Genomic DNA, 26,086 nt, shown 5'->3' with positions numbered 1-26,086 from the left:
GATTTCGCAGAACCTCGAAGTGCCGGCACGGACGCGTTCTTGTCGGTGCTCACCCCTACCGTCCGCCCCGAACGCACGAGCACTCCCCCGGGATGTGCCGCCGGGACGTGACGAGGAGGCGGAATGATCATCGACTGTGACACCTGCGAGGTCCGCGGGACGGCCTGCGGCGACTGCGTGATCGGTGTGCTGATGGGCACGCCGGAGATCGACCGGCCGGTGCCGTACCTGCCGGTGGACGTCCCCGAGCCCACGCGCCTGTCCGAGCCCACACGCCTGTCCGAACCGATGTACCTGGCCGAGCCCGAGCGGCGCGCGCTGGAGGTGCTGGCCGACCAGGGGCTGATCCCCCGGCTCCGCCTGGTGCAGGCGGGACGCCCGGCGCACCCCACGACCCACGATCTCGAGCGGGACGCGGGCTGAGGGTCGAGTGGCTGAGGGTCGAGTGGCTGAGGGTCGAGTGGCTGAGGAACGGCCTCAGCCGTGCAGGCGCTGCAGCAGGACCGCCGAGGGCACGGTGTGCGCCCCCCGGCGGCGCACCGACGTGACCACCTCGCGGTCCGACGTCGCCACCAGCAGAGGACGGCCGCGCGGCTCGGCGGCGACCAGGTCGCGCACCACGTCGTCGGCCAGCACGCCGGGCTCGCTGAACAGCACCCGCACCCCGCGGGTGCCGCGCAGGGGGGCCGCGACCACCGCGGCCCCGTCGAACACGACGGTCACCTCGACGCCGGTCCGGGAGCCGAGCGCCGCGAGCTGGCCCGCCAGCCGGGTGCGCTGGTCGGCCAGCGGCAGGTCCGGGTACCCGGTCTTGCTCACGTTGTAGCCGTCGACGAGAAGGTGCAGCGCCGGCAGCCCGAGCATCGCGTCGAGCGCGGCCAGATCGTCCACCGGGGTGCCCCCGGAGCCGCCGCCGTGGGCACCGGCGACGGTGTCGGCCGGGCGCGGGCCGCCGCCGCCGCCGAGCGAGAGCTCGCGACGCAGCCCGTTCACGGCCCCGCCGAGGGTGTCGAGCAGCAGCCCGAGGCGTACCTCGTCGCCCTGCCGGGCCTCGCGCGCGCCCTGACGGGCCGCCGCGACCTCGCGGGCCGCCCGTTCGGCCCGGCGGTGCTCCCGGTCGGCGCGCTCGCGCTCGCGGTCCCGCTCGGCCAGCGCCTCGTCGAGGCGCCCGTCCACCCCGGAGCGCAGCTGCGCGACCGTGTTCTCCAGCTCGGCACAGGTGTCGGTCGCGATCCGCAGCCGACCGCCCTGCTCGCTGACCCGCCGTCGCAGCTGCTGGTACTCGGCGTCGCGGTGCTGGGCCGCGGCCCGGACCTGGTCGCGCGCCTCGGTCAGCTCCCCGCGCAGCCGTTCCATCTCCACGGTGAGCTTGTCCACCCGGGACAGCGCCTCGTCGCGCTCCGCGCGCAGCTCGCCGAGCTCGCCGTGCCGTTCCGCCGCGGCCACCAGCCGCGCCGCCGACGGGTGCCCGGTCAGCAGCGCCGCCGCCGCCGCGTTCAGGCGGTCGTCAGCGCCGGTCTCCAGCTCACCGGGCCGGTGCTCGGACCACCAGGCGAGCACGGCCGTGCGGAACGGGGCACTGTCCTGCAGCTGGGCGCACAGCACCGGACCGGCCAGGCGGGCCCGCTTGGCGGGGGTGAACCGGGCAAAGCGCCGCAGCGGCTGCGGGACCTCCGCGGCCGGCATCGCGCCGACGGCCGCGGCCGCGATCTCGGCCAGCCGCCCCCGCAGCGGGTCGGGCAGGCGTGCCCACAGCTCGTCGGGTGCCGGGTCCCCGGGCGGCCCGACGTCCCCGGACGACACGGTGTCCCCGGACGGCACGACGGCACCGGAGGGCTCCGGTGCTCGCGACTCGTCGGGGTACATCCGACAAGGCTATCCGCCCCGTCCCGCACCGGCCATCGACCGACGCGCGGTGCGGCCGGGAGGCCACGAGGACACGACACGACGACGGGCACGACGACGAGGCACGACCGGAACTGTCGGTGGCGCCCCCTACTGTCCGCGACCGTGCCCTCGGACCCACAGCTCTCGTTCGACGAGCTCGGCACCCCGCTGCGCGAGGTGACGTTCGCCGTCCTGGACCTGGAGACCACCGGCGGCAGTGCCCGCCTGCACGCGATCACCGAGGTGGGGGCCGTGAAGGTCCGCGGCGGCGAGCGGGTCGGCGAGCTCGGCACGCTGGTCGACCCGGGCATCGCGATCCCGCCGGACATCGCCCGGCTGACCGGGATCACCACCTCGATGGTCGGCGCCGCTCCCCCGCTGCCGGCCGTGCTGCCCTCGGTGCTGGAGTTCCTGTCCGGCTCGGTGCTGGTCGCGCACAACGCGCCGTTCGACGCCGGGTTCCTGCGGGCGGCGTGCGAGCAGCTCGGGCACGCGTGGCCGCGCCCGCCGGTGCTGTGCACCGCCCGGCTCGCCCGCGCGGTGCTGCCCCGCTCGGAGTGCCCGAGCGTGCGGCTCGGTGCGCTGGCCGCCCATTTCGGCTGCGCCACCGAGCCGAACCACCGCGCCCTGACCGACGCCCGGGCCACCGTCGAGGTGCTGCACCACCTGCTGGAGCGGATCGGCAACCTGGGGGTGCAGAGCCTGGAGGAGCTGCTCTCCCTGGCCCGTACCGCCTCGGCGCACCGGCCGACCCAGCGTCAGCGCCAGCAGCGCCACCTGGCCCGCGACGTGCCGTCCGCGCCCGGGGTCTACCTGTTCCGCGGCACCGGCGACGAGGTGCTCTACGTCGGCACGTCCGGGGACCTGCACCGCCGGGTGCGCAGCTACTTCACCGCGGGCGAGCGCAGGCGGCGGATCCGGGACATGGTGGCCCAGGCCCAGCGGGTGGACACCGTGGTCTGCGCGCACGCGCTGGAGGCGGGGGTGCGGGAGCTGCGCCTGATCTCCGCGCACCGCCCGCGCTACAACCGTCGCTCGCGCAACCCGGGCCGGGCCTGGTGGGTGGCCCCGACCGCCGAGGCGTTCCCCCGGCTCTCGGTCGTGGCCACGCCCCGCGAAGGGGCGCTGGGCCCGTTCGCCTCGCAACGCGTGGCGAGCGACGCGGTGGACGTCGCGCTCGACGCCGTCGCGTTGCGGCGCTGCTCGCAGCGCATCCCGGCGCGCGACCCGTCGGCGTCGCCGTGCGCGCTGCACGAGCTGGGCCACTGCGCAGCTCCGTGCGCCGGGCACCAGGGGATCGACGAGTACGCGCCCGCGGTGCACGCCTGGCACGACCTCGTCTCCGGCGCCGACGACACACCGCTGCGCACCCTGGCCGCCACGGTGGCGCAGCGGTCGGCCGACGAGCGCTACGAGAGCGCCGCGCGCGCCCGGGACCGGCTGGCCGGGCTGGTCGGCGGCCTGGACCGGGCGCAGACCCTCGCCACGGTCGCGGCGCTGGAGGAGGTCGTCGGCGCGCGGCCGGACGGGCGCGGAGGCTGGGAGCTGGCCGTGCTGCGGTTCGGGCGCCTGGCCGCGGCCGGGGTCGCGCCGCGGGGAGTGCGGCCGATGCCGGTGGTGGAGTCCCTGCGCACCGGCGCGCAGACCGTGCTGCCCGGGCCGGGCCCGCTGCGCGGCGCGCCGCCGGAGGAGGTGCGACTGCTCTACCGGTGGCTGACCACCGGCGGCACCCGGCTCGTGCGGTGCGACCCGTCGTGGGCGGAGCCCGCCCGCGGGGCCGGCAGCTGGCGGGAGTGGGCCGAGACGGCGCGTGCGGCGGCCGGGTCGGACGGGGCGGCCGCGCCGTCCGAGCGCTCGCTCGGGGGCTCGGAGGAGCGCCCGGCGACCGGGCCGGATGTGTCCCGGGCACGGCTGCACTAACCTCGCGCGGGTCAACAGCCGCGGATCGGACCAGCCCGTACCCAGCCCGCACCCAACCGAGGGGAACCCCCGAACCATGATCACCGCGATCGTCCTGGTGCACACCGCCGTCGACCGGATCCCGGAGACCGCGCAGGCGATCGCGGACCTGGACGGCGTCACCGAGGTCTACTCCTGCGCCGGCGACGTCGACCTGGTCGCGATGGTCCGGGTGCGCGAGCACGAGCAGCTGGCCGAGGTCATCGCCGGCAAGCTGAGCAAGATCGAGGGTGTGCACAGCACCGACACCCACATCGCGTTCCGCTCGTACTCCCGCGCCGACACCGACGCGGCGTTCTCGATCGGGCTCGACTAGATACCGGCGGCTAGGTACCGGCGGCCAGGCGGCTGGACAGATCCACCCACCGGGCCAGCAGGTCCGCCGCCGCCCCGGAGTCCACGGCCCCGGCCGCGCGCGACATCCCGGCCGACACCGACGCCGTCAGGTCCGGGCCCGGGCGGTCGTAGGCCGCCAGCGCCCCGGCCGCGTTGAGCAGCACGGCGTCGCGCACCGGCCCGGGCTTGCCCCCGACCAGCTCGCGCACCACCTCGGCGTTGACCGCCGGGCTCCCGCCGCGCAGGTCGGCGGCCGTGGCCACCGGCACCCCGAGCACGGTCGGGTCGAGCGTCTGCTCGCGTACGGTGCCGCCCTCGGCCACCCAGACGGTGCTGGTGGTCGTCGTGGTCAGCTCGTCGAGCCCGTCGTCGCCACGCACGACCAGTACCGACATGTCGTGCGAGGCGAACACCTGCGCCATCATCGGCGCCATCCGCCGGTCCGCGCAGCCGACCAGGCCCGCCGCCGGACGGGCCGGGTTGATCAGCGGGCCGAGCACGTTCATCGCCGTCGGGACGCCGAGCTCGCGGCGCACCCCGCCGACGTAGCGCATCGCCGGGTGGAACGCCGGCGCGAAGCAGAACCCGATCCCGATCTCGCGCACGCAACGGGCGACCGCGCCCGGGCTCAGCTCGATCGCGACGCCGAGCGCCTCCAGCACGTCCGCCGTCCCGGCCTGCGACGACGCGGCGCGGTTGCCGTGCTTGACCACCGGCGCCCCGGCCGCGGCCGTGACCAGCGCGGCCATCGTGGAGATGTTGACGGTGTGTGCCTGGTCACCGCCGGTCCCGACGACGTCCACCGCCCGTCCGGGCACCTCGACCTTCCGGGCGTGCGCGAGCATCGCCTCGGACAGGCCCAGGATCTCCTGCGAGGTCTCGCCCTTGGACCGCAGCGCCACCAGGAACCCGGCCAGCTGGGCCGGGGTGGCCTCGGCCGAGAGCACCTGGTCCATCACCCAGTTCGTCTGGGCGGCGCCGACGTCACGTCCCGCGATCAGGTGCCCGAGGATCGACGGCCAGGTGAACTCGATGCCCCCCATGCCGGGCTCAGCCGCGCACGACGGCGCGGGCCTGCGCCTCGCGCAGCACCTGGGCGACCACCTCGGCGGTCTCCAGCGGGTCGAGCGGGTGCACCAGCACCGCGTCGGCCTGCGACCAGGTGCCGAGCCAGCGGTCGTCGCGGCGGCGCACGGTCAGGATCATCGGGGGGCAGTCCTCGATGATCTCGTGACGGAGCTGGCGCGCCAGCCCCATCCCACCGGTCGGCTGGGCCTCGCCGTCCAGGATCGCGAGGTCGACCTCGCCTGCGTCGCACGCGGCCAGCACCTCGGCCACACCACCGGCCTCCAGGAACGTCACCCGCCCGACGTCCGGCGCCGGACGGCGCCCGACCGCGTTGACGATCCCCTCGCGCACCTCGGGACGGTGGCTGTAGACCAGCACCGTCGATGTCCGCGTCGATCGCGGGGCCGCTCCGCCGCCGCCGACCTGTTCCGCTGCTCCGCTCGCCACCCGCGAGATCCTAGTACCAGCGACCGCCGACCGATCGTGAAGTACCGATGGGTATCCCGACAGGCTGTAGAAGTTCGCGTGGGGTCATAATGCCCCGGTGACGACAGCGGCACCGAACATCAGCGCGCGGATCCACTCGCTGAACCGGCCCAACCTGGTCAGCATCGGCACGATCGTCTGGCTCTCCAGCGAGCTGATGTTCTTCGCCGGGCTGTTCGCGATGTACTTCACCGCGCGGGCCCAGAACCCTCCCGGCGAGACGTGGCCGCCGGCCCCCTTCGAGCTCGACGTGCCCTACGCCCTGGTGGTGACGATCGTCCTCGTGGCGTCCTCGTTCACCTGCCAGTTCGGCGTGTTCGCGGCCGAGCGCGGCGACGTGTTCGGGCTGCGTCGCTGGTACGTGGTGACCCTGGCGATGGGCACGATCTTCGTGCTCGGCCAGGCGAACGAGTACCGGACGCTGGTCGAGGAGGGCCTGACCATCCCGTCGGGCGCCTACGGCACCGTGTTCTACCTCGCGACCGGCTTCCACGGTCTGCACGTCGTCGGCGGCCTGGTCGCCTTCATCTACCTGCTGATCCGCACCAAGCTGAGCAAGTTCACCCCGGCCCAGGCCACGGCCGCGATCGTCGTGTCCTACTACTGGCACTTCGTCGACGTCGTCTGGATCGGGCTGTTCTCCGTCATCTACTTCATCCGCTAGCTGACGCGCACCCGATCCCGTCCGACCCGGACGCCACCGCCACGACCCGTGAAGGTTGGAAGACCCCCGCGATGACCGAGAGTCCTCAGAGTCCCGAGAGCCCACAGAGTCCCGATACCAGGACCAGACCGCACGGCAAGCTGCGGCGCCGGATCGCCGGCGTGCTCGCCCTCGGGGTGGCCCTGGTCGCGGTCGGCGGCGCCTACGCCGTGTTCGCGCCGGAGCCGCAGGTCGCGAACGCCCAGCCGGACGCCGCGCTGGTGGCCAAGGGCCAGGAGCTCTACAACAGCACCTGCATCTCCTGCCACGGCTCGAACCTGCAGGGCGTGACCGACCGCGGGCCCAGCCTGATCGGCGTCGGCGACGCGGCCGTGTACTTCCAGGTCTCCTCCGGCCGGATGCCGATGGCCCGCCAGGAGGCGCAGGCCACGCGGAAGAACCCGAAGCCGGAGTTCGACCCGGACACCCCCGAGGGGCAGGCCAACCTGGAGGCGCTCGGCGCCTACATCCAGGCCAACGGCGGCGGCCCGCAGGCCCCGGCCGTGTCCGGCGCCGCCCTGCGCGGCGACGACCCGGCCCGCGGCGGCCAGCTGTTCCGGCTCAACTGCGCGTCGTGTCACAACTTCACCGGTGTCGGCGGCGCGCTGTCGTCGGGCAAGTACGCGCCCGAGCTCGCTCCGGCGAGCGAGGAGCAGATCTACACCGCGATGCTCACCGGACCGCAGAACATGCCCCGCTTCTCCGACCAGCAGCTCACGCCGCAGGAGAAGCAGGACATCATCGCCTACGTCAAGTCGGTCGCCGACGGGGGCAACAACGTCGGCGGGTACGCCGCCGGAGGCATCGGCCCGACGTCCGAGGGCATCCTCGTGTTCATCGTCGGCATGGCGGGCCTGATCGGGTTCGCGATGTGGTTGGGAGCGAAGAGTTGAGCACGCAGTACACGTCGGACTCCAAGGACCCGGCGCCGTCGTCGGAGGGCGGGCGATCGGTCTCCCCGGAGGAGCTCGAGCAGATGGGCCCGGCCGAGCTGGCCCGGCTGGCCGGTGAGCTCGACGACGTCGAGGTCGTTCACAACGCGCCGAAGTTCCCGATCCCGGGGACCCGCGCCGAGAAGCGCGCCGAGCGCTCGGTCGCACTCTGGTTCACGATCTCGGCGATCTCCGGGCTCGCGTTCATCGGCGGGTTCCTGTTCTGGCCGCACGAGTACGTGGCCCCGGACGAGCCCGGGTACTTCGAGTACTCGCTCTACACCCCGGTCATCGGGTTCACGTTCGGTCTCGCCGTGCTGGCGCTGGGCATCGCGATCGTCCAGTACGTGAAGAAGCTGTTCCCGGACGAGGTCTCGGTCCAGCAGCGCCACGACGGTGCCTCCAACGAGCTGGACCGGCGCACCGTGATCGCCCAGCTGGGCGCCGCCGGCAAGGACACCACGATCGGGCGTCGCAAGCTCATCCAGCGCACGGCCGGTGCCGCGGCCGGCATCTTCGGCCTCGGCCTGGGCATCGCCGCGCTCGGCCCGCTGGTCCGCAACCCGTGGAAGGGCGGCGACGACGCGGCGCTCTGGCACACCGCCTGGCGTCCGGAGGGCAACGAGACGGTGTACCTGCGCACCGACACCGGCGTGCTCTCCGAGATCGCCCGCATCCGGCCCGAGGACATGGAGCCCGGCTCGATGCAGACGGTGTTCCCGTTCCGCGAGACCGAGCGGGGCAACGAGGAGGAGCTGCTGCACGCGCAGCGCGCCTCGGACACCCCGGTCATGCTGATCCGTCTGCGCCCCGGCACCGAGGTGACCAAGCGTCCGGGCCAGGAGGACTTCAACTACGGCGACTACTACGCCTACTCGAAGGTCTGCACCCACCTGGGCTGCCCGACCTCGCTGTACCAGGCGCAGGACAACCGGATCCTCTGCCCGTGCCACCAGTCGCAGTTCCTGGCGACCGAGAACGCCGCACCGGTGTTCGGTCCCGCCGCCCGCCCGCTCCCCCAGCTGCCGATCACCGTGGACGAGCAGGGCTATTTCGTGGCACGAAGCGACTTCATCGAACCGGTCGGCCCCGGCTTCTGGGAGCGGAAGAAGACGACATGAGCGCCATCACGACGAAAACCACCTCCTCCGGAGGAGCGGCGGCGAAGGCGGCCGCGGGCCTGGACCAGCTCGACCAGCGCTACCACCCGGCCGCCGGCCTGCGTAAGCAGTTCAACAAGGTCTTCCCCACGCACTGGTCGTTCATGCTCGGGGAGGTCGCGCTCTACAGCTTCATCATCCTGCTGCTCTCGGGCACCTACCTGGCGTTGTTCTTCGACCCGTCGATGGCCGAGGTCGTCTACAACGGGCCGTTCGACAACCTGCGCGGCGTGCACATGTCGCGGGCCTACGAGTCGACCCTGGAGATCTCGCTCGAGGTCCGGGGCGGCCTGTTCGTCCGCCAGGTGCACCACTGGGCGGCGCTGCTGTTCCTCGCCTCGATGGTCGTGCACATGTTCCGGGTGTACTTCACCGGTGCGTTCCGCAAGCCGCGCGAAGCGAACTGGATCATCGGCATCCTGCTGATCTTCCTGGGTGTGTTCGAGGGCTTCTCCGGCTACTCGCTGCCCGACGACCTACTCTCCGGCGTCGGCCTGCGGATCGCCTCGGGCATCACGCTGACCGTCCCGGTCATGGGTACCTGGGTGCACTGGGCGCTGTTCGGCGGGGAGTTCCCCGGGACCGAGATCATCCCGCGCCTCTACATCATCCACGTGCTGGTGCTGCCCGGGATCAGCCTCGCGCTGATCGCGGCCCACCTGGGCCTGGTCTGGTACCAGAAGCACACCCAGTTCCCCGGCCCCGGCCGGACCGAGAACAACGTGGTCGGCGTCCGGATCCTGCCGGTGTTCGCGGCCAAGGGCGGCGCGTTCTTCGCTGTCACCGCGGGCGTCATCGCGATGATGGCGGGCCTGTTCCAGATCAACGCGATCTGGAACCTCGGCCCCTACGACGCCTCACACATCTCGGCGGGCTCGCAGCCGGACTGGTACATGCTCTTCTCCGAGGGCATGGCCCGGATCTTCCCGCCGTGGGAGTTCTACCTGTTCGGCGAGTACACGATCCCCTCGGCGTTCATCCCGACCGCGGCGTTCCTGCCGGTGCTGTTCGTGATCGCGGGGATGTACCCGGCGATCGAGCGCCGGTTCACGAAGGACGACGCGCTGCACAACCTGCTGCAGCGTCCGCGCGACGTCCCGGTCCGGACCGCGCTCGGCGCCATGGGCATCACCACCTACACCTGGCTGGTGCTGTGCGGGATCAACGACTGGGTCGCGTACTTCTTCCACATCTCGCTGAACGCGACGACGTGGGCCGGCCGGATCGGCCTGCTGGCGCTGCCCCCGCTGGCCTACTGGATCACCTACCGCTGGTGCCTGGGGCTGCAGAAGTCCGACCGTGAGGTTCTCTCGCACGGCATCGAGACCGGCATCATCCGCCGGCTGCCGCACGGCGAGTTCATCGAGGTCCACCAGCCCCTGGGCGGCGTGGACTCGCACGGTCACGCCATCCCGCTGGAGTACCAGGGCACGTCGGTGCCCAAGCGGATGAACCAGCTCGGATCGGCCGGTTCCCCGGTCTCCGGGTCGCTGCTCACCCCGGACCCGGCCGACGAGACCGTGGCGCTGGGGCGGGCCCGGCACGAGGCGCACGAGCAGGAGCTCGCCGCCCGGGACGAGCGTCGCGAGCTCGCCGGACGCCCGGACGCCGGACGTCCGCAGGAGCCCACCGAGTAGGCACGACACGCTCGAGGAAGAGGAGCCCCGCCGGGATCGATCCGGCGGGGCTCCTCTCGTTCCGCGAGAAAGCTGCGATGTCTCGTGTGGCGTACGCCGCACCACCTTGCTACGATCTTCGGCATGCGCACCGTCGAGCACACCCTTGCTCCGCGCGCCGAGGTAGTAGCCTCGCGCGTCGGCTGATCCAGGCCACCGACGCGCCCGACGCCGCCACCCGGCGTCCCTCTTCTGATCGAGACCTGGCTCGCGTTCATCGCATCTCTCGCGCAACGCACGGAGCCATCATCATGAGCATCACCACCGATCGCCCGATCACCTTCTCCCCCGACATCGCCGACATCGCGACCCGCATGCCGCGCCGGCACACCGTCGTCACCCGCGACGGTATGGACGGCGTGATGGAGGTCGCGACCGCGCTGCAGACCTGCGGTCGCGCCCTGCGGGAGTTCTCGGTCGACGTCCGCGAGGGGATCGCCTACAGCTCGGTCACCGCCACGCTGTCGATGACCCCCGCCGAGTGCGAGGCGTTCAGCGAGCGGATGCTCGCCATGCCTTCGGTCATCGCGGTCGACCCGTACTGACCGCGGCCTTCAGCATCGCGTCCCGCTCGGCGATCTTGACCCGCTCGGTGCCGCCACGCTGCTCGCCGAGCCGGATCTCCTCGGCGTCCACGCGCAGCCAGGACTCCCAGTCCACCGGCTCGACGTCGAACTCGCGCAGCCGCTCGAGGATGCTGTCGCGGTCCGGGTGCACCGGCGCGGCGAGGCCGGGCAGGTCGGCCAGCACCGACGCCGCGGTCTCCGCGCCGTCGCCCTTGTTGGTGCCGATCACGCCGGTCGGGCCGCGCTTGATCCACCCGGCCACGTAGCTGCCGGCCACCGGCTCGTCACCCACCATCACGCGCCCGGACTCGTGCGGGACGGTGCCGGTCCCCTCGTCGAACGGCAGCCCGGGGATCGGTTCACCGGCGTAGCCGATCGCGCGGACGACGATCCCGGCGTCGAGCTCCTCGTGCCGGTCGGTGGCGCGCACCTTCTCCGCGTCCAGCGTGTTGTGCACCAGCTCGATCCCGGTGACGGAGCGTTCTCCCAGTACACGCACCGGGGACCGTAGGAAGTGCAGGTGGATCCGGCGGCTCCCGCCCGCTCCGGGCGGGTTCTCGATCCACTCGGTGAGCATCTGGAGGTTCTGCCGCATCCGGCGCTCGGCGGGTTCGGCCACACCGGCGGCGAGCACTCCGTCGTCGTGCACGAGCACCTCGACGTCGTCGAGCTTCCCGATCTGGCGCAGCTCGGCCGGGGTGAACTTGACGTGCTGCGGGCCGCGCCGGATCACCACGTGCACGTCGGTGACCGCGCTGGCGGCCAGGGCGTCGACGACCTCGTCGTGGGCGTCGGTGCCGGCCAGGTCCTGCGCCGGGCGGGCCAGCACCCGGGCCACGTCGAGGGCGACGTTGCCGGCGCCGACGACGACCGCGCCGGGGTGCGACAGGTCCGGCGCGAGACGGGTGGAGTCCGGGTGTCCGCAGTACCAGCTGACGAACGCACCGGAGCCGAAGTTGCCGGGCAGGTCCTCCCCGGGCACGCCGAGCCGGCGGTCCACGGAGCTGCCCGATGCGTAGACGACGGCGTGGTAGTGCTCGCGCAGTACGTCGCCGGGAATCCCGTCCTCGCCGACCCGGACGTTGCCCAGGAACCGCACGCGCGCCGCGTCGTCGAACGTGGTGACCAGCGCGCGGATGACCGACTTCATCTTCAGGTGGTCCGGTGCGACGCCGTAGCGGACCAGCCCGTAGGGGGCCGGGAGCCGGTCGATCACGTCGACGGTGACGTCCGGGTTCTCCTTCAGCAAGGCCTCAGCGGTGTAGAGCCCGGACGGGCCCGCTCCGATCACCGCGATCCGGGGTGCCTGCGACATCGTCGTTCCTCTCACCGGGCGCCCGGTGGTGGTGGGTGGCGCCCGGTGACGACGCTAACACCGAGATCAGCCCCAGATCCCGTTCCCGGTGATCCGGACGGCGGGCCGTCCGTCGGGCAGGACCAGCTCCGTGCGCAGCGTCCAGAACCGCCGTCCGTCACGCACCTGCTCGGTGCGCGCCCGCAGCACGACGTCCACCTGGGCCGGTCGCAGGTAGTCGACGCTGATCGACAACGGGCGTGCCCCCGGCGCAGGGGGCCCGGGGCCGCGCCGGGTCAGGAACAGGCTCTGTGCCGCCTGCCCGAGGCCGGCCAGCACCGCGCCGTGCGTGGTGCCGTTGAGGTTCGTCGCCGACGCGCCGGGGGTGAACACGACCTCGGGCTCCCCGCCCGCGCCCGGCTCGGTGTGGAGGTTCTCCGGACGCAGGCGGTCCGGGTCGAACGGGAGCACGTGCGCACGGAAGTCGGCGGGGTCGGAGCGCTCGGCGTCGTCCCCGGCCGGCGCTGCGCCCGACAGGCCCGAACCGGGGTCGGCCAGCCCGCCCGGACGCTCCGGCACGCCGGTCAGCGCCATCGTGGCCACCGCGTGTGCGACCAGGGTGCCGGTGTCGTCGCGGACCTCGGCCCGCCCGAGGCCGATCCGGTCGTCGAGGTGCAGCAGCGTCAGCTCCGCCGTGACGGCCGTCGCCGCCGGCGACGCCGGGCCGACCTGGTCGATCCGCAGGTCCACGGTCGGCGCCCCCGCGACGAGCTTCGCGGCCGAGAACACCAGGTACCCGATCCCGGAGTCGGCGAGCATCGCCACCAGCAGCGGGACGACCCGGCCGGTGGCGTCCCGGGTGCCGGGGGTCAGCGGGGCACGCAGCGCGATACCGGCGTCGTCGACGCGGACCGGGCGCATACCCAGCCCGCTCTCCACCGGTGCGTGCCGCATCCGGTCCGAGACCGACGGTCGGCGGGGGCTGTCCTGGTCGGTGGTGGCGGCCATCGGATCATCGTCCGACACGGCCACCACACGTGGGCGACCGGGCACTGTGCCGTGTCTCACCGGCCGTCCCCGGGCCCACCCGGCAGGACGCAGCCTGCCCGGTAGGACGCAGCCTGCCCGGCAGGAACCTGGGTCCGTCCTCAGGCCGGGACCGTCTCCTGCGGGCAGCGGAACGTCGTCCGGTAGTCGGCCGGGGACACGCCCACGGCGCGGCGGAAGTGGTGGCGCAGCAGCGCCGCGCCGCCGAACCCGGCGCGGTGCGCGACCGCGTCCATCGGAAGGTCGGTCTCCTCCAGCAGGTGCCGGGCGTGCAGGACGCGCTGGCGGGAGAGCCAGCGGTGCGGGGTCGTGCCGGTCTCGGCGGTGAACCGGCGGGCGAACGTGCGCTGCGACATCGCCGCCCGCCGCGCCAGGTCCGCGACCGTGTGCTCGACCTGCAGGTTCTCGTTCATCCAGTCCAGGACCGCGGACAGCGAGTCCGACGTGCACTCCGGGACCGGCTGCTCGATGAACTGGCGCTGCCCGCCCTCGCGCTGCGGCGGGACGACCATCCGCCGGGCGATGCCGTTGACCACGGCGCTGCCCAGCTCGCGTCGCACCAGGTGCAGGCAGGCGTCGATCCCGGCCGCGGTACCCGCGCTGGTGACCAGGTTGCCGTCGTCGACGAACAGCCGGTCCTCCTCGACGACCGCCTGCGGGTACAGCCGGCGCAGCTCGTCGGCCTCGTGCCAGTGCACGGTGCAGCGGCGCCCGTCGAGCAGCCCGGCGGCGCCGAGCACGAACACCCCGCTGCACACCGAGAGCACGGTCGCGCCGTTGCGGGCCGCCGCGCGCAGCGCGTCGAGCACCTCCGGCGGGTACTCCCTCAGATGTGTCGCCCCCACGGCGACCAGGTCGGCCCCGGCGAGCCCCTCGAGCCCGTGGCGCGGCACGATCTGGGCGCCGGAGGTCGTCTCCAGCGGCACACCGGCCTGCGGCCCGCAGACCCGGAAGTCGAGCACCGGCAGCCCGTCGTCGGAGCGGTCGAGCCCGAAGACCTCGGTGAGCACGCCGAACTCGAACACCGCGAGCTCGGGCAGGACGAGGGCGGCGACGCTTCTGAGCACGGGCCGACGGTACGTGGCAGGAATTTGTCTGTCCATGACGCTCCTGCCACTTCTGGCGGGATCGCGACGGGCGCAGCATTTCTGCCATGACCATCGCAGCCTGCACCAGTCCCTCCGCCGCCCCTACCCCGTCCGCCACGGGCACCCGGGTGACGTCGCTCGCCCGCGCGGCCTGGAGCCGGTGGCGGGAGCGCCGCGACGTCCTGGCTCCGGTCGGTCCGGAGCCGGCCGGGCCGTGGGCCGGGGCGGACCGTCCCGACCGGGACCGCGCCAGGTTGCTGGCCGAGCTGCTCGCCGCACGGCCATGATCATGTGCCTACCCACCAGGCCCGTAGCCGCTCGGCCTCCTCGTCGACCGCCCGCCGGTCGCGGGGCGCGAGGTCGGTGAACGGCTCCCAGGCGATCCGCCCGTCGCGGTGCGCCCACGTCCCGGCCACCCGGCCGTCGACGAGGAACGTCGGCGTGGAGCGCGGCATCGTCGTGGCGAACACCCGGGACCGGAACGGCGCAGGCACGATCCGCGTCCGCGCCGCGTGCCCGAGCAGCAGCACCGCGTCGAACGGGCCGAGGAACCGCACCGGCGCCGGGGACGCGGCGTCCGGCAGCGGCGCACGCGGGACGTCGAGCAGCTCGGCGCCGCGTTCGTCGTGGAAGCGGCGCAGCTCCAGCCCGGCCAGCGCCGTCCGGGCCGTGCCGACCCCGAACCCGGCGAACCGTGCGACGTCCTGCGCCGTGGCCGGCCCGAACGCCCGCAGGTACCGGCGGACCAGCTCGGTGCGGGCCGCATCGGGATCGGTCGCCGTACCGGCGCCTGCTGTCTCCGCGCCGGCGGGTGGTCGCGGCGCGAGACCGTACACGTGCGCCCGCGGCGTCTCCCACGTACCCGCCGGGGGCACCCGCACCAGATCCACCCAGTGCTGCAGACCGGGGAACGCGTCCGCGCGCAGGCCGTCGGACCCGAGCCGGGCGGTGATCTCGGCCTGGCGCAGCGGGCCGTCGGCGAGGTGCCCGCGCACGGCCTCGGCCGCGGCGGACATGTCCTCGCCGGTCGGCCCCGTCCGCGCGCGCAGCCAGGCCACTCGCTGCCCGTCCCGGACGGCGTCGGCGAACACCGGACGGTCCCGCGCGGCGAGCATGTGGATCGTGCTGCGCATCGCCCAGGCCTGCACCGCCCGGCCCCGGGTCAGCGCCGCGGTGAGGTCGGCCCGCTCGAAGCCCTCCACCCGCGCGTGCAGGCCCAGGTACCCCGACGGCGCGTGCTGGGTCTGCAGCCCGCACACCCGTTCCAGCGCCCGGACCGGCGTCAGCGTGGACCGCTCCAGCAGCAGCTGTCGCGCCAGCAGCGCGCGCAGGCACGCGTCGTCGGTCAGTACCCGCTCGCGTCCCGGCACCGGCGCAGTCTGACGCACCACTCCACCGGTCGTGCGCGGATATCGTCGCCGGGGCGGCCATGTCCGCGCACGGGCCGTCAGGCCGAGCGTCGGGAGTCGGCGACCTCCGCCGTCGTCGGGCGGCGCAGGCCGAGGTGGTCGCGCAGGGTGGTGCCGGCGTAGGCGCTGCGGTAGGCGCCGCGGTCCTGCAGCTCCGGGATCACGGTGTCGACGAACTCGTCGAGCCCGCCCGGCACCAGGTGCGGGATCAGGATGAACCCGTCCGAGGCGTCGGCCTGCACGGCGTCGTCGATCTGGGCGGCGACCTGCGCGGGCGTCCCGACGAACGACTGCCGCGCCGTCGTCTCGATGATCAGCTCGCGGATGGTGAGCCCGCCGCCGGGCGCGCTGCCCTTCGTCGACGCGGCCAGGTCCCGCCAGTCGTTCGCGACCTGCAGGGTGTCCTTCTCGTGCCGGACCCGCCCGCGGGTGATCGACGCGGCGTCCGGGTCCGGGTCGACGTCGGGCAGCGGGCCGTCCGGGTCGTAGGCCGACAGGTCCCGGCCCCAGACCTGCTCCAGGAACGCGATCGCGGTCTGCGGCGAGACCTGCGCGCGGCGCACGTGCTCGGCGCGCTCCTCGGCGTCGGCCTCGGTGTCGCCGACGACGAACGTGGCCGCGGGCAGGATCGTCAGGTCGGCCTCGGCGCGTTCGTACCGGGGCAGCCGGTCCTTCATGTCGCGGTAGAACCGCTGCCCCGCCTCGATCGTCGAGTGCCGGGAGAAGATGGCGTCGGCGGTGGCGGCGCCGAACTCGCGGCCCTGCTCGGAGTCCCCGGACTGGATCAGCACCGGGTGTCCCTGCGGGGTCGGCGGCAGCGTGAACCGCCCGTGGAAGTCGAACTGGGCGCTGCGGTGCCGTACCTCGGGCACGTCGTCGCCGTCCCACGAGAGCCACAGCTCCGTGGCCGCGGCCAGGATGTCGCCGGCCCGCTGGTAGCGGTCCGAGGGGTCCAGGAAGCCGCCCCGGCGGAAGTTCTCGCCGGTGAACGCGTCCGAGCTGGTCACCAGGTTCCACGCCGCTCGGCCACCGGAGAGGTGGTCCAGCGACGCGAACTGCCGGGCCAGCTCGTAGGGCTCGTTGAACGTGGTGTTGATCGTCCCGCCGAGCCCGAGGTGCGTGGTGACCGCGGCGATCGCGTTCAGCACGGTGAACGTGTCCGGGCGCCCCACGACGTCGAGGTCGTGGATCCGTCCGCGGTGCTCGCGCAGCCGCAGTCCCTCGGCCAGGAACAGGAAGTCGAACAGCCCGCGCTCGGCGGTCTGCGCGAAGTGCACGAACGAGGAGAAGTCGGTCTGGCTGCCCGAGGCCGGGTCGCTCCAGACCGTGGTGTTGTTGACGCCCGGGAAGTGCGCCGCGAGGTGCACCTGCTTCTTCGTCATCACCGGGCTCCCTCGTGCCGAGGCTCGCTCCGCGAGCTCCGCTCGTACCTGTTCGCCGGCCGCGCGAGACCGAGTCGCTCCCGCAGGGTTCCCTCCGGGGCCGGGGTCCATGCGTCGCCGAGTGCGGGCAGCACCTCGTCGACGATCCGGTCCAGCCCGGACGGCAACGCCAGCGGCACCAGGGTGAACCCGTCCGCGGCGTCGCGCGCCTCACGCAGCAGGGCGGCGAGCCCGGCCGCGTCCCCGACGTGGCGCAGCCCGCGCGGGCCGGTGTCCGCTCCGGCCGGGGCGAGCGCGTCGAGCTGCGCCAGGTCCCCACCGACGAGGGTCTCGACGTCGAGCAGCACCGTCACCGCGGCCGGGTCCCGCCCGGCGTCGGCGACGGCGGTGCGCACCTGGTCGCGCAGCTCCGCCGCCGCGGCGACGGTCGGCGCCGCGATCCGGACGACGTCGGCCCACCGCGCGGCGACCGGCACCGCGGACGGCTCGTCACCGCGCAGCACGATCGGCGGGTGCGCCTGCGGCGAGCGCGGGGTGATCGAGGGTCCCTTGACGGAGAAGAACTCGCCGTCGAAGTCGACGTAGTGCAGCTTGTCCCGGTCGACGAAACGCCCGGTCGGCTCGTCCCGGATCACCGCGTCGTCCTCCCAGGAGTCCCAGAGTCGGACGACGACGTCGATCACCTCCGAGGCCTCCCGCCAGAGGACCTCCGGGTCGGCGGCGTCCTTGCGACCGAACAGCTCCGCCTCGGACGGCGTGCGCGACACCGCGGGCTCCCATCCTGCGCGCCCCGTGGACACCAGGTCCAGCGTGGCGATCGCCTTGGACAGGTGGAACGGCTCCGTGTGGGTCACGGTGGCGGTCGGCACCAGGCCGATCCCGGGCACCACCGGCGCGACCCGCGCGGCGATCGCGACCGCGTCCAGCGACCCGCGCAGCGCGTCCGGGTCGTCCCCCGGCGGGACGAACGAGTCGGTGAGCGCGACGAGGTCGAGCCCGCCGCGTGCCGCCGTGCGCACCAGCGACAGGTGGTGCTCGGCCGTGAACAGGTTCTCGGCGTCGGCGCCGGGCAGTCGCCAGGCTCCGGGATGGCGCCCGGCCCCGCCCAGCTCGACGGCCAGATGCATGCGTCCGCTCACCGTGCCTCCGATCCCCGCGTGTGCTGGTCTCCCCCGGGGAACGCGCCCCGGTCGCGGGGTTGTTCCCCAGCTGCCATGTTCCCCAGCTGCCATGTTCCCCAGCTGCCATGTTCCCCAGCTGCCATGTTCCCCAGCTGCCATGTTCCCCAGCCGCGGCGCTCCCCGGCCGCGGCGCTCCCCGGCTGCGGCCGCTCCCCGGCTGCGGCCGCTCCCCGGCTGCGGCGTTCCCGGCTGCGCGCTCCCCGGAGGCAGGGCGACGGACCGCACGCGAGATGCGCCTGGTTGCGCTCCGCCGGCTCACGCGGAGCGATGGAGCGCACCTCGCGTGCGGTGGGCCGGGCCCTGCCGGGTTCAGCCGGACGGTCGGTGCACCGAGCTGTGCTCCGCGCCGGGGGCCGAGTAGCCGCGGCCGGGATAGTCGAACGCGTCGAGCTCGGTGGTGTGCTCGCGCTGCTGGTAGTAGGAGCGGATCTCCCGGATCAGGCCGCCCTCGACGGTGAACCACTCGGCCCCGCGCGTCGCGACCCGCGCGTCGGACCCGGGCGGGCGCCAGAACATCGTCCACTCGATGACGGCCTCCCCCTCGTCCGAGGTGCCGCCGTCCGAGGTGCCGCCCCCCGGGGAACCGCCGCCCGGAGATCCACCGACCAGGGCGTGGTCGACGACCCACCGAGCCTCGATCCGGGCCTGCACCTTGCGCCAGTACCGGGCCAGGTGCTCGGCGCCCACCACCGGGGCGGACCCGACGTTCGGCGCCAGGAAGTAGTGCACGACGTCCGGGTGCAGCGTCGCCGTCATGGCCTCGACGTCGCCGGTGCTGCAGCCGTCGTAGTAGCGCGTGATCAGGGGCAGTACGTCCATGGCACCCATCCTCGACCGGTGGTCAACGGGCGGGGTCAACGGCCGGCGGTGGCGCGCAGGTCCGCCTCGATGGCGGCCGCACACACCCGCAGCTCGGGGAGCACGTCCCCGCGCAGGCTCTCGACCGTGCCGCGCGAGGCGTGCGTGGACACGTTCGCCGCGGCCACCACCGTGCCGGAACGGTCGTGCACCGGCACCGCCAGCGAGCGCAGCCCCGCCTCCAGCTCCTGGTCGACGACGCAGAACCCGTCGGCCCGGACCCGGTCCAGCTCCGCGCGCAACGCCACCGGGTCGGCCAGCGTGCGGTCGGTCAGCGCATCGGGACGAAGGTGCGCCAGGTACGCGTCGAGCTCGGGCCCGGGAAGCGCCGCGAGCAGCACCCGCCCCATCGACGTCGCGTACGCGGGGAAGCGGGTGCCGATCGTGATCGTCACCGTCATGATCCGCGACGTCGGGACCCGGGCCACGTAGACGACGTCGTAATCGCCGGCAGGGGCGTCCGGCGCCCCGTCGAGCACCGACACCGACGCCGACTCCCGCACCCGCCCGACCAGCGCCTCCAGGTGCGGCGCCGCGATCTCGGGCAGCCCCATCGACGACAGGTAGGAGTGGCCCAGCTCCAGCACGCGCGGGGTGAGCGCGAACCGCCGTCCGTCGGTGCGCACGTAGCCGAGGTCGACGAGCGTGAGCAGGAACCGCCGCGCCGCGGCGCGGGTCAGGTCGGTGGCGCGGGCGACGTCGGACAGCGTCTGCTCCGGGTGCTCGGCGTCGAACGCGCGGATCACCGCGAGCCCGCGCACGAGCGACTGCACGTGGTCCGGGTGCGGCCCGCCCCCGCCGCCGGTCACTGCGACCTCTGGGCCAGCACCCGGTCCACCAGGTCCCCCGCGTGGTGCGGCCCGTCGTGCTCACCCGCGGCCAGGGCGAGGTTGCGCGCCATCGCGGCCGGGTGCGCCGAGAGGCCCTGCAGGCAGGTCCGCAGCCGCGATGCCGCACCCGCGCCGGCCCGCAGCAGCTCCGACAGCGTCACCCACTCCGTGTGCCAGGGCCCGGCCGCGCGCTGGTGCTCGTGGTCCATCGACGCCAGCAGCGTCGCGACCAGCCCGGGCGCACGCCGCGCCGACGCCCGCGCGGTCACCGCGGCCACCGGGTTGCGCTTGTGCGGCATCGACGACGAGTCCCCCGGCGCGGCCTCGGACACCTCCCCCAGCTCGGTCGCCGAGAGCAGCACGACGTCGGTCGCGGGCTTCGCGCACGCCCCCGCCGCGACGCCGAGCGCTCCGGCGAGCTCGCCGATCCGGGTCCGCTCGGTGTGCCACGGCACGCCCTGGCGGGCCAGCCCGAGCCGGGCGGCGAGCCCGTCGGCGACGGCCGGGCCGTGCGGGTAGGAGGCGGCGAGCGTCCCGGCGGCGCCACCGAACTGCACCGGCAGTGCGTCGAGCACCTCGGCCAGCCGATCGGCGGCCCGGTCCAGCCCGGCGCACCAGGACGCGGCGACCGCGCCGAACGTCGTCGGCAGGGCCTGCTGGCCCAGGGTGCGCGCGGCGCACGGGGTGTCGCGGTGCGCGGCGGCCAGGTCGGCCGCGGCGTCGGCGGCGGCCCGCAGGTCCTCGACGACCCGCGACCCGGCGCGGCGGGTGAGCAGCACCAGCGCGGTGTCCATCACGTCCTGGCTGGTGGCGCCGGGGTGCACCGCCCGGCCGGCGCCGGTATGGACGTCCTCCACGGCCGAGCGCAGGCGGCGGACCAGCGGGATCACCGGGTTGCCGCCCTCGGCGGCCTCGGCGCCCAGCTCCGCCGGGCCGACCCGGATCGCCCCGAGCGCCGGCTCGACGGCGTCCGCGTCGCGCTCGTCGACCAGCCCCGCCTCGGCGGCGGCGTTGGTCAGCGCCAGCTCGACCTCGAGCAGGGCCGCGATCCACGCACCGCCGTCCAGCACGGTCGCCACCCGGTCCACCCCGTAGAGCGGGTCGAACAACTCGTTCGGCATGCGTACGAGCGTACGGCAGGCGTCCGGGGGCATCAGGAATGATGGACGCCGTGCTGACCCACATCCTGCTCGACCTCGACGGCACCCTCGTCGACTCCGCCCCCGGCATCCTCGGTTCGCTGCGCCGCGCGTTCGACGAGGTCGGCGCCGACTACGATCCGGCCACCCTCGACGAACGCCTGCTCGGTCCGCCGCTCTACGACTCGCTGCCCCCGATCGTCGGCGTCGAGACCGCGGCCGCGGTGATGCCGGTCTACCGCCGGATCTACTCCGAGGAGGGCGGGCTGGACGCCTCCACCCCTTACCCCGGCGTGGAGGACCTGCTGCGCGCGCTGTCCGGGGCCGGCGTGGTGATGGCGCTGGCCACCAGCAAGGCCGAACACGCGGCCCGCAAGATCCTGGCCAACCAGGGCTGGACCGACCTGTTCACCGAGATCGTCGGCGACACCCGCGACGCGCAGCGCCCGACCAAGGCCGCCGTCGTCGGCGAGGCGCTGCGCCTGCTCGGCCACCCGTCCGGCGCGGACGCCCCGCTGATGGTCGGCGACCGCAGCCACGACGTGGTCGGGTCCCGCGCGCACGGCCTGGACTGCCACGGCGCCGGGTGGGGGTACGCGCAACCGGGTGAACTCGTCGAGGCCGGGGCCCTCGCCGTCCACGCATCCGCGGCCGATCTGCAGGCGGCCCTCCTCAGCTGAGGACCGGCCGTCACGCCCCCTCCGATCGGCCCGTGTCCGGGGCGATCCGCGGACGATATACACAGGTCATGACGGTCGTCGCGCTCTTCCGGTACCCGGTCAAGTCGATGCTCGGGGAGTCCATCCCCCGGGCCACCATCACCGAACGCGGGATCCTCGGGGACCGCGCCTACGCGATCCTCGACACCGAGACCGGCGTCATCGCCAGCGCCAAGGTCCCGAAGCGCTGGAAGGACCTGCTGAGCTTCTCCGCGCGGTTCGTCGCCGAGCCGGTGCACGGGGACGCGGCGCCGCCGGTGGAGATCACCTTCCCGGACGGCTCGACACTGCGCAGCGACGACGAGGGCATCGACAAGGCGCTGTCGACGGCGCTGGGCCGCGACGTCACGCTGATCTCGGTCCCGCCGGAGGGCAGCTACTTCGAGGAGCTGTGGCCCGACATCGAGGGGCTGACCCCGCAGCAGCTCGCCCCGCGTCAGCTGATCGAGGACACCACGATCCGGCACGAGGACTCCGGCGAGGTGATCAGCAAGTTCGACATCTCCGCGTTCGGCGCGCCGGGCACGTTCTTCGACCTGTCCTCGCTGCACGTGCTCACCGAGTCCACCCTCGACCGCCTCCGCGAGCTGACCCCGGACGCGACCTACGACCCGCTCCGGTACCGGCCGAACATCGTGCTCGGTGGGGACCAGGCCGGGTTCGTGGAGAACGACTGGCCGGGGTCGACCAGCACCATCGGCGACACGGCCGCGATCACGTTCTCGTTCGCGACCATGCGCTGCGTGATGACCACCCTCGGGCAGGGCGACCTGCCCGACGACGCGGACACGCTGCGTGGGATCGCGAAGCACAACCGGATCGAGATCCCGCAGATCGGCGGGACGTGGGCCTGCGCCGGGGTGTACGCCGAGATCGCCGAGCAGGGCGAGATCGCCGTCGGCGACCCGCACTCGACCCCGGTCGCCGCCGCCGGCTGAGTAGCCCGGCACACCACGGCCCCCGCGGTTGTGGTGGTCCGTCCAGCTGTCCTACGTTTGGCTCATGAGCGCAGGACTCGAGGGGCTGCACCGCAACGTCCCCCTCTCGACGCAGCTCGCGGAGGGGATGCGCGACCGCATCGACTCCGGCGACTGGCCGGTCGGCATGCGGATCCCGTCGGAGAGCGCGCTGGTCGCGGAGCTGGGCGTGAGCCGCAACAGCGTGCGCGAGGCGCTGCGCTCGCTCGTGCACGCCGGCCTGCTCGACGCCCGCCCCGGAGACGGCACCTACGTGCGCGCGAGCAGCGAGCTGCGCGCCGTCCTGGAGCGGCGGGCGCGCCGCGGCGGCCCGGGCGACGCCGCGGAGGTCCGGTCGATGCTGGAGTGCCAGGGCGCCCGGCTCGCCTCGACCCGGGCCACCCCGTCCGAGCTCGACACGATCGGCGCGGCGCTGCGCGAGCGCGACCACGCCGCCGACGCGCGGGCGTTCGCGGCCGCGGACCTGGCCTTCCACCGGGCCGTCGTCGCCGCGTCGGGCAACGCGCTGCTCGCCGAGCTGCACGAGAACCTCGAGGGCCTGGCCGAACACATCGAGGCCGTGTCGGCGACGCCGGACTTCGCCACGTTCCTCGCCCGCAACCGCGAGCTCAACGCCTGCCACAGCGACCTGCTCGACGCGATCGCCGCGGGCGACCCGGACCGCGCGGAGTCCCTCGCCGCGCAGATCGTGCGCCGCTCGCACCGGACCGGGGCACCGTGACCGCGGCACCCGGCACGGCGACGCCGCGGGGCACGCGGGCGTCGCTGCTGCTGGTCGGGTTGTTGCTGATCGGGGCGAACCTGCGGGCGGGCATCACCGCGGTCGGCCCGGTGCTCGAGAACCTGCGCACCGACCTCGGACTGGCGAGCTCGACGGCGTCCGCGCTGATCAGCGTGCCGCTGGTCGCGTTCGCACTGCTCTCGCCGGTCGCGCCCGCGGTGGCCCGGCGGTTCGGCGTCGAACGTGTGCTGGGCGCGTCCCTGGCCCTGCTGGCGGTCGCGATCGTGGTGCGGTCCGCGCCGTGGGGCGTCGCGGCGCTGTGGGCGGGGACGGCCGGGCTCGGCATCGCGGTCGCGTTCCTCAACGTCGTGCTGCCGGTGCTCGTCAAGCGCGACCACCCGGACCGCATCGGGGCGATGACCGGGCTCTACTCGTCGGTGCAGAGCGCCGCCGCCGCGGTCGCGGCGGGCCTGGCCGTCCCGATCGCCGGGACGGTCCAGGAGGGCTGGCGGCTCTCGCTCGGGATCTGGGCCGGGCTCGCGCTGGTCGGTCTCGCGGTGTTCTGGCCACGGATGCGGCACCGCGCCGCCGTCGCGCCACCACTCCCGGTGGCGGGCTCGGCCGGCGCAGCCGTCCGGCCGATCTGGCGCTCGGCGCTGGCATGGCAGGTGACGGTGTTCATGGGCCTGCAGTCGACGGTCTACTACACGCTGATCACGTTCCTGCCCTCGATCGAGCAGGCCGTCGGCACGAGCGCGGCGGCCGCCGGATGGCACCAGTTCGTGATGCAGATCCTGAGCATCGGCGGGGCTCTCTCGGCCGCTGCCCTGATACAGCGCCTGCCCGACCAGCGGCCGCTCGCCGCCGCCTACGCGGTGCTGTGCGGGCTGGGCGTCGCCGGGATCCTGGCGGTGCCGTCGCTGGCGGTGCTGTGGGTGGCGACGATCGGGATCGGCGTCGGGGGCGGGGTCGTGTTCGCGCTGTCGCTGTTCGGGCTGCGCACCCGCGACCACCACCGGGCCGGGACGTTGTCCGGCATGGCCCAGTGCGTGGGCTACCTGGTGGCCGCGGCCGGACCCCCGGCGATCGGGGCGCTGCACGACGCCACCGGCTCCTGGACGCCGCCGCTGCTGGTCGTGCTCGCCATGCTGGCCGTCGCCCTCGTCGCGGGGATGCTCGCGGGGCGCAACCGCACCGTCGTCTGACCTGCGCTCGACCAGCAGCGTTCGCCCGAGTGTTCGCATAGCGCACGACTGTCCGTTCCTCGCACAATGCGGTAGCCTCACGCTCCATGAGGACGTGGTCGGACGCGAGGGAGCCCCGGTGATGGACAAGGTGGTGGCCTCCGCGTCGGAGGCCGTGGCGGACATCGGGGACGGGGCCTCGCTCGCCGTCGGCGGGTTCGGCATGTCCGGAGTGCCGACGGTGCTGATCGAGGCCCTCATCGCCCAGGGCGCGACCGACCTGGAGACGATCTCGAACAACCTCGGCGTGGACGGGTTCGGGCTGGGCAACCTGCTCGCCGCCGGCCGGATCCGGCGCACGATCGGCTCCTACGTCGGCAACAACAAGGAGTTCGCCCGCCAGTACCTGGCCGGCGAGCTCGAGCTGGAGCTCACGCCGCAGGGCACGATGGCCGAACGGCTGCGCGCCGGCGGCAACGGCATCCCGGCGTTCTACACCCCGGCCGGCGTCGGCACGATGGTCGCCGAGGGCGGCCTGCCGTGGCGCTACCACGCCGACGGCTCGGTCGCGGTGACCTCACCCGCGAAGGAGGTCCGCGAGTTCGACGGCGTGGGATACGTCCTCGAGCGCGCGCTGACCCCGGACTACGCGCTGGTGCACGCCTACACCGGCGACCGGCACGGCAACCTCGTCTACCGCCGCAGCTCGCGCAACTTCAACCCGGACTGCGCGGCCGCCGGGCGGATCACGATCGCGCAGGTCGAACACCTGGTGGAGCCGGGCGAGATCGACCCGGACGACGTGCACACCCCCGGCATCTTCGTGCAGCGCGTGGTGCACGTGCCGGACGTGGAGAAGAAGGTCGAGTTCAGGACGGTGCGGGAGTCATGAGCAACGCGGTCGAGCAGGACACGGTCCAGGGTCTGAGCAAGGACGAGATCGCGGCGCGGGTCGCGCAGGAGCTGCCCGACGGCTCCTACGTCAACCTCGGGATCGGCATGCCGACGCTGGTCCCCGGGTTCATCCCGGACGGCCGCACGGTGGTGCTGCACTCCGAGAACGGCATCCTCGGTGTCGGCCCCTACCCGACCGACGACGAGGTCGACCCGGACCTGATCAACGCCGGCAAGGAGACCGTCACGACGCTGCCCGGCAGCAGCTACTTCGCCTCCTCGGACAGCTTCGGGATGATCCGCGGCGTGCACCTCGACGTCGCCGTGCTGGGTGCGATGGAGGTCAGCGTGGCCGGTGACCTGGCCAGCTGGGCCATCCCCGGCAAGATGATCAAGGGCATGGGCGGGGCGATGGACCTGGTCCACGGCGCCCGTCGCGTGATCGTGATGATGGAGCACACGACCAGGGACGGGTCCCCGAAGATCCTCGAGAGGTGCGCCCTGCCGATCACCGGCCTGGCCTGCGTGGACCGGATCGTCACCGACCTGGCCGTCATCGACGTCACCGACAACGGCCTGACCCTGGTCGA

General features: G+C 73.8%; 27 protein-coding genes. 15 read left to right on the top strand and 12 right to left on the bottom strand.

The genetic code is table 11. The features are described from left to right. The first annotated feature begins 123 nt into the window (after positions 1–123). Entirely contained in the window at positions 124–423 is a 300-nt protein-coding gene (locus I4I78_RS06275) for a hypothetical protein (protein WP_218610238.1), read from the top strand. A 54-nt stretch (positions 424–477) separates the two neighbouring features. Here the strand turns inward: I4I78_RS06275 and I4I78_RS06270 are convergent, their stop codons facing one another. Next, positions 478–1,866: an NYN domain-containing protein gene (locus I4I78_RS06270; RefSeq protein WP_218610237.1), complete on the bottom strand. Its 1,389-nt coding sequence runs from the start codon at positions 1,864–1,866 to the stop codon at positions 478–480. Positions 1,867–2,010: 144 nt separating this feature from the next. On the opposite strand from I4I78_RS06270, the gene I4I78_RS06265 reads away from it, so the two are divergent. Together I4I78_RS06265 and I4I78_RS06260 are read left to right on the top strand one after the other, a co-directional pair. Then, on the top strand, positions 2,011–3,807 hold the full coding sequence (locus I4I78_RS06265) for a DEDD exonuclease domain-containing protein (protein WP_218610236.1): 1,797 nt from the start codon (positions 2,011–2,013) through the stop codon (positions 3,805–3,807). Between the two features lie 76 nt (positions 3,808–3,883). Then, positions 3,884–4,162: an Lrp/AsnC family transcriptional regulator gene (locus I4I78_RS06260; protein WP_218610235.1), complete on the top strand. Its 279-nt coding sequence runs from the start codon at positions 3,884–3,886 to the stop codon at positions 4,160–4,162. A gap of 10 nt (positions 4,163–4,172) precedes the next feature. On the opposite strand, the gene trpD is transcribed toward I4I78_RS06260, so the two are convergent. Together trpD and I4I78_RS06250 are read right to left on the bottom strand one after the other, a co-directional pair. Beyond that, positions 4,173–5,225: an anthranilate phosphoribosyltransferase gene (gene trpD / locus I4I78_RS06255; RefSeq protein ID WP_218610234.1), complete on the bottom strand. Its 1,053-nt coding sequence runs from the start codon at positions 5,223–5,225 to the stop codon at positions 4,173–4,175. A gap of 7 nt (positions 5,226–5,232) precedes the next feature. Continuing rightward, positions 5,233–5,628: a hypothetical protein gene (locus I4I78_RS06250; RefSeq protein WP_218610250.1), complete on the bottom strand. Its 396-nt coding sequence runs from the start codon at positions 5,626–5,628 to the stop codon at positions 5,233–5,235. 166 nt (positions 5,629–5,794) lie between these two features. On the opposite strand from I4I78_RS06250, the gene I4I78_RS06245 reads away from it, so the two are divergent. From I4I78_RS06245 to I4I78_RS06225, 5 genes are all read left to right on the top strand, one after another. Further along, positions 5,795–6,400, top strand: a complete 606-nt coding sequence (locus tag I4I78_RS06245) for a heme-copper oxidase subunit III (RefSeq protein ID WP_218610233.1) — start codon at positions 5,795–5,797, stop codon at positions 6,398–6,400. 71 nt (positions 6,401–6,471) lie between these two features. Continuing rightward, positions 6,472–7,332, top strand: coding sequence for a c-type cytochrome (locus tag I4I78_RS06240; protein WP_218610232.1), 861 nt, complete (start codon positions 6,472–6,474; stop codon positions 7,330–7,332). After that, on the top strand, positions 7,329–8,492 hold the full coding sequence (locus tag I4I78_RS06235) for a ubiquinol-cytochrome c reductase iron-sulfur subunit (protein ID WP_226379196.1): 1,164 nt from the start codon (positions 7,329–7,331) through the stop codon (positions 8,490–8,492). Before I4I78_RS06240 ends, I4I78_RS06235 begins: the two co-directional genes overlap by 4 nt. Further along, complete coding sequence (locus tag I4I78_RS06230; protein ID WP_218610231.1) at positions 8,489–10,168, top strand: cytochrome bc complex cytochrome b subunit; 1,680 nt, start codon at positions 8,489–8,491, stop codon at positions 10,166–10,168. Before I4I78_RS06235 ends, I4I78_RS06230 begins: the two co-directional genes overlap by 4 nt. A gap of 290 nt (positions 10,169–10,458) precedes the next feature. Beyond that, positions 10,459–10,752, top strand: coding sequence for a hypothetical protein (locus tag I4I78_RS06225; RefSeq protein ID WP_218610230.1), 294 nt, complete (start codon positions 10,459–10,461; stop codon positions 10,750–10,752). On the opposite strand, the gene I4I78_RS06220 is transcribed toward I4I78_RS06225, so the two are convergent. The 3 genes from I4I78_RS06220 to I4I78_RS06210 form a co-directional block, all read right to left on the bottom strand. Next, on the bottom strand, positions 10,730–12,088 hold the full coding sequence (locus tag I4I78_RS06220; RefSeq protein ID WP_218610229.1) for an FAD-dependent oxidoreductase: 1,359 nt from the start codon (positions 12,086–12,088) through the stop codon (positions 10,730–10,732). The genes I4I78_RS06225 and I4I78_RS06220 overlap by 23 nt on opposite strands. 66 nt (positions 12,089–12,154) lie before the next feature. Further along, a complete protein-coding gene (locus I4I78_RS06215) occupies positions 12,155–13,075 on the bottom strand; it encodes a PaaI family thioesterase (RefSeq protein ID WP_218610228.1) in 921 nt (306 codons plus the stop codon). A gap of 140 nt (positions 13,076–13,215) precedes the next feature. Then, positions 13,216–14,181: a GlxA family transcriptional regulator gene (locus tag I4I78_RS06210; protein WP_218610227.1), complete on the bottom strand. Its 966-nt coding sequence runs from the start codon at positions 14,179–14,181 to the stop codon at positions 13,216–13,218. 86 nt (positions 14,182–14,267) lie between these two features. Between I4I78_RS06210 and I4I78_RS06205 the strand changes: the two genes are divergently transcribed. Then, a complete protein-coding gene (locus tag I4I78_RS06205) occupies positions 14,268–14,489 on the top strand; it encodes a hypothetical protein (RefSeq protein ID WP_218610226.1) in 222 nt (73 codons plus the stop codon). Here I4I78_RS06205 and I4I78_RS06200 read toward each other — a convergent pair whose 3' ends face one another. The 6 genes from I4I78_RS06200 to pcaB all read right to left on the bottom strand — a co-directional run bounded on the left by I4I78_RS06200 (position 14,490) and on the right by pcaB (position 20,983). After that, on the bottom strand, positions 14,490–15,572 hold the full coding sequence (locus I4I78_RS06200; RefSeq protein WP_218610225.1) for a winged helix DNA-binding domain-containing protein: 1,083 nt from the start codon (positions 15,570–15,572) through the stop codon (positions 14,490–14,492). Positions 15,573–15,649: 77 nt separating this feature from the next. Continuing rightward, positions 15,650–16,993 carry an NtaA/DmoA family FMN-dependent monooxygenase gene (locus I4I78_RS06195; protein ID WP_218610224.1) on the bottom strand — a complete coding sequence of 448 codons (1,344 nt, stop codon included), beginning with the start codon at positions 16,991–16,993 and terminating at the stop codon, positions 15,650–15,652. Then, the gene (locus tag I4I78_RS06190; protein ID WP_308251932.1) at positions 16,993–18,132 is read right to left on the bottom strand and encodes an LLM class flavin-dependent oxidoreductase; all 1,140 of its coding nucleotides are present in this window, start codon (positions 18,130–18,132) and stop codon (positions 16,993–16,995) included. The genes I4I78_RS06195 and I4I78_RS06190 overlap by 1 nt, the downstream gene beginning before the upstream one ends. 351 nt (positions 18,133–18,483) lie before the next feature. Further along, positions 18,484–18,993, bottom strand: a complete 510-nt coding sequence (locus I4I78_RS06185) for a nuclear transport factor 2 family protein (protein ID WP_218610223.1) — start codon at positions 18,991–18,993, stop codon at positions 18,484–18,486. Positions 18,994–19,028: 35 nt separating this feature from the next. Next, positions 19,029–19,841 (bottom strand): IclR family transcriptional regulator C-terminal domain-containing protein, encoded by an 813-nt coding sequence (locus I4I78_RS06180; RefSeq protein WP_218610222.1) that lies wholly within the window; start codon positions 19,839–19,841, stop codon positions 19,029–19,031. Continuing rightward, positions 19,838–20,983 (bottom strand): 3-carboxy-cis,cis-muconate cycloisomerase, encoded by a 1,146-nt coding sequence (pcaB, locus tag I4I78_RS06175; RefSeq protein WP_218610221.1) that lies wholly within the window; start codon positions 20,981–20,983, stop codon positions 19,838–19,840. The genes I4I78_RS06180 and pcaB overlap by 4 nt, the downstream gene beginning before the upstream one ends. A 50-nt stretch (positions 20,984–21,033) precedes the next feature. Between pcaB and I4I78_RS06170 the strand changes: the two genes are divergently transcribed. From I4I78_RS06170 to I4I78_RS06145, 6 genes are all read left to right on the top strand, one after another. After that, complete coding sequence (locus I4I78_RS06170; protein ID WP_218610220.1) at positions 21,034–21,681, top strand: HAD hydrolase-like protein; 648 nt, start codon at positions 21,034–21,036, stop codon at positions 21,679–21,681. 68 nt (positions 21,682–21,749) lie between these two features. Continuing rightward, on the top strand, positions 21,750–22,658 hold the full coding sequence (locus I4I78_RS06165; protein ID WP_218610219.1) for an MOSC domain-containing protein: 909 nt from the start codon (positions 21,750–21,752) through the stop codon (positions 22,656–22,658). Positions 22,659–22,722: 64 nt separating this feature from the next. Beyond that, on the top strand, positions 22,723–23,418 hold the full coding sequence (locus tag I4I78_RS06160) for a FadR/GntR family transcriptional regulator (protein ID WP_218610218.1): 696 nt from the start codon (positions 22,723–22,725) through the stop codon (positions 23,416–23,418). Then, positions 23,415–24,623 (top strand): MFS transporter, encoded by a 1,209-nt coding sequence (locus I4I78_RS06155; RefSeq protein ID WP_218610217.1) that lies wholly within the window; start codon positions 23,415–23,417, stop codon positions 24,621–24,623. Before I4I78_RS06160 ends, I4I78_RS06155 begins: the two co-directional genes overlap by 4 nt. Before the next feature lie 121 nt (positions 24,624–24,744). Then, on the top strand, positions 24,745–25,494 hold the full coding sequence (locus I4I78_RS06150) for a CoA transferase subunit A (RefSeq protein ID WP_218610216.1): 750 nt from the start codon (positions 24,745–24,747) through the stop codon (positions 25,492–25,494). Continuing rightward, positions 25,491–26,086: 3-oxoacid CoA-transferase subunit B (locus I4I78_RS06145; protein ID WP_218610215.1), on the top strand; the 596-nt coding region annotated here is incomplete at its 3' end. The genes I4I78_RS06150 and I4I78_RS06145, both read left to right, overlap by 4 nt.

The sequence above is a fragment of the Pseudonocardia sp. KRD291 genome (genome assembly GCF_019263595.1).
GTDB lineage: Bacteria > Actinomycetota > Actinomycetes > Mycobacteriales > Pseudonocardiaceae > Pseudonocardia.
This window is presented reverse-complemented; position numbering and strand designations above follow the sequence as displayed.

Coding starts and splice junctions, on each gene's coding strand:
- I4I78_RS06270 (WP_218610237.1), bottom strand. CDS start 1,866: ATGTACCCCGACGAGTCGCGAGCACCGGAGCCCTCCGGTGCCGTCGTG.
- I4I78_RS06185 (WP_218610223.1), bottom strand. CDS start 18,993: ATGGACGTACTGCCCCTGATCACGCGCTACTACGACGGCTGCAGCACC.
- I4I78_RS06275 (WP_218610238.1), top strand. CDS start 124: ATGATCATCGACTGTGACACCTGCGAGGTCCGCGGGACGGCCTGCGGC.
- I4I78_RS06260 (WP_218610235.1), top strand. CDS start 3,884: ATGATCACCGCGATCGTCCTGGTGCACACCGCCGTCGACCGGATCCCG.
- pcaB (WP_218610221.1), bottom strand. CDS start 20,983: ATGCCGAACGAGTTGTTCGACCCGCTCTACGGGGTGGACCGGGTGGCG.
- I4I78_RS06195 (WP_218610224.1), bottom strand. CDS start 16,993: ATGACGAAGAAGCAGGTGCACCTCGCGGCGCACTTCCCGGGCGTCAAC.
- I4I78_RS06150 (WP_218610216.1), top strand. CDS start 24,745: ATGGACAAGGTGGTGGCCTCCGCGTCGGAGGCCGTGGCGGACATCGGG.
- I4I78_RS06240 (WP_218610232.1), top strand. CDS start 6,472: ATGACCGAGAGTCCTCAGAGTCCCGAGAGCCCACAGAGTCCCGATACC.
- I4I78_RS06215 (WP_218610228.1), bottom strand. CDS start 13,075: ATGGCCGCCACCACCGACCAGGACAGCCCCCGCCGACCGTCGGTCTCG.
- I4I78_RS06220 (WP_218610229.1), bottom strand. CDS start 12,088: ATGTCGCAGGCACCCCGGATCGCGGTGATCGGAGCGGGCCCGTCCGGG.
- I4I78_RS06225 (WP_218610230.1), top strand. CDS start 10,459: ATGAGCATCACCACCGATCGCCCGATCACCTTCTCCCCCGACATCGCC.
- I4I78_RS06205 (WP_218610226.1), top strand. CDS start 14,268: ATGACCATCGCAGCCTGCACCAGTCCCTCCGCCGCCCCTACCCCGTCC.
- trpD (WP_218610234.1), bottom strand. CDS start 5,225: ATGGGGGGCATCGAGTTCACCTGGCCGTCGATCCTCGGGCACCTGATC.
- I4I78_RS06230 (WP_218610231.1), top strand. CDS start 8,489: ATGAGCGCCATCACGACGAAAACCACCTCCTCCGGAGGAGCGGCGGCG.
- I4I78_RS06165 (WP_218610219.1), top strand. CDS start 21,750: ATGACGGTCGTCGCGCTCTTCCGGTACCCGGTCAAGTCGATGCTCGGG.
- I4I78_RS06160 (WP_218610218.1), top strand. CDS start 22,723: ATGAGCGCAGGACTCGAGGGGCTGCACCGCAACGTCCCCCTCTCGACG.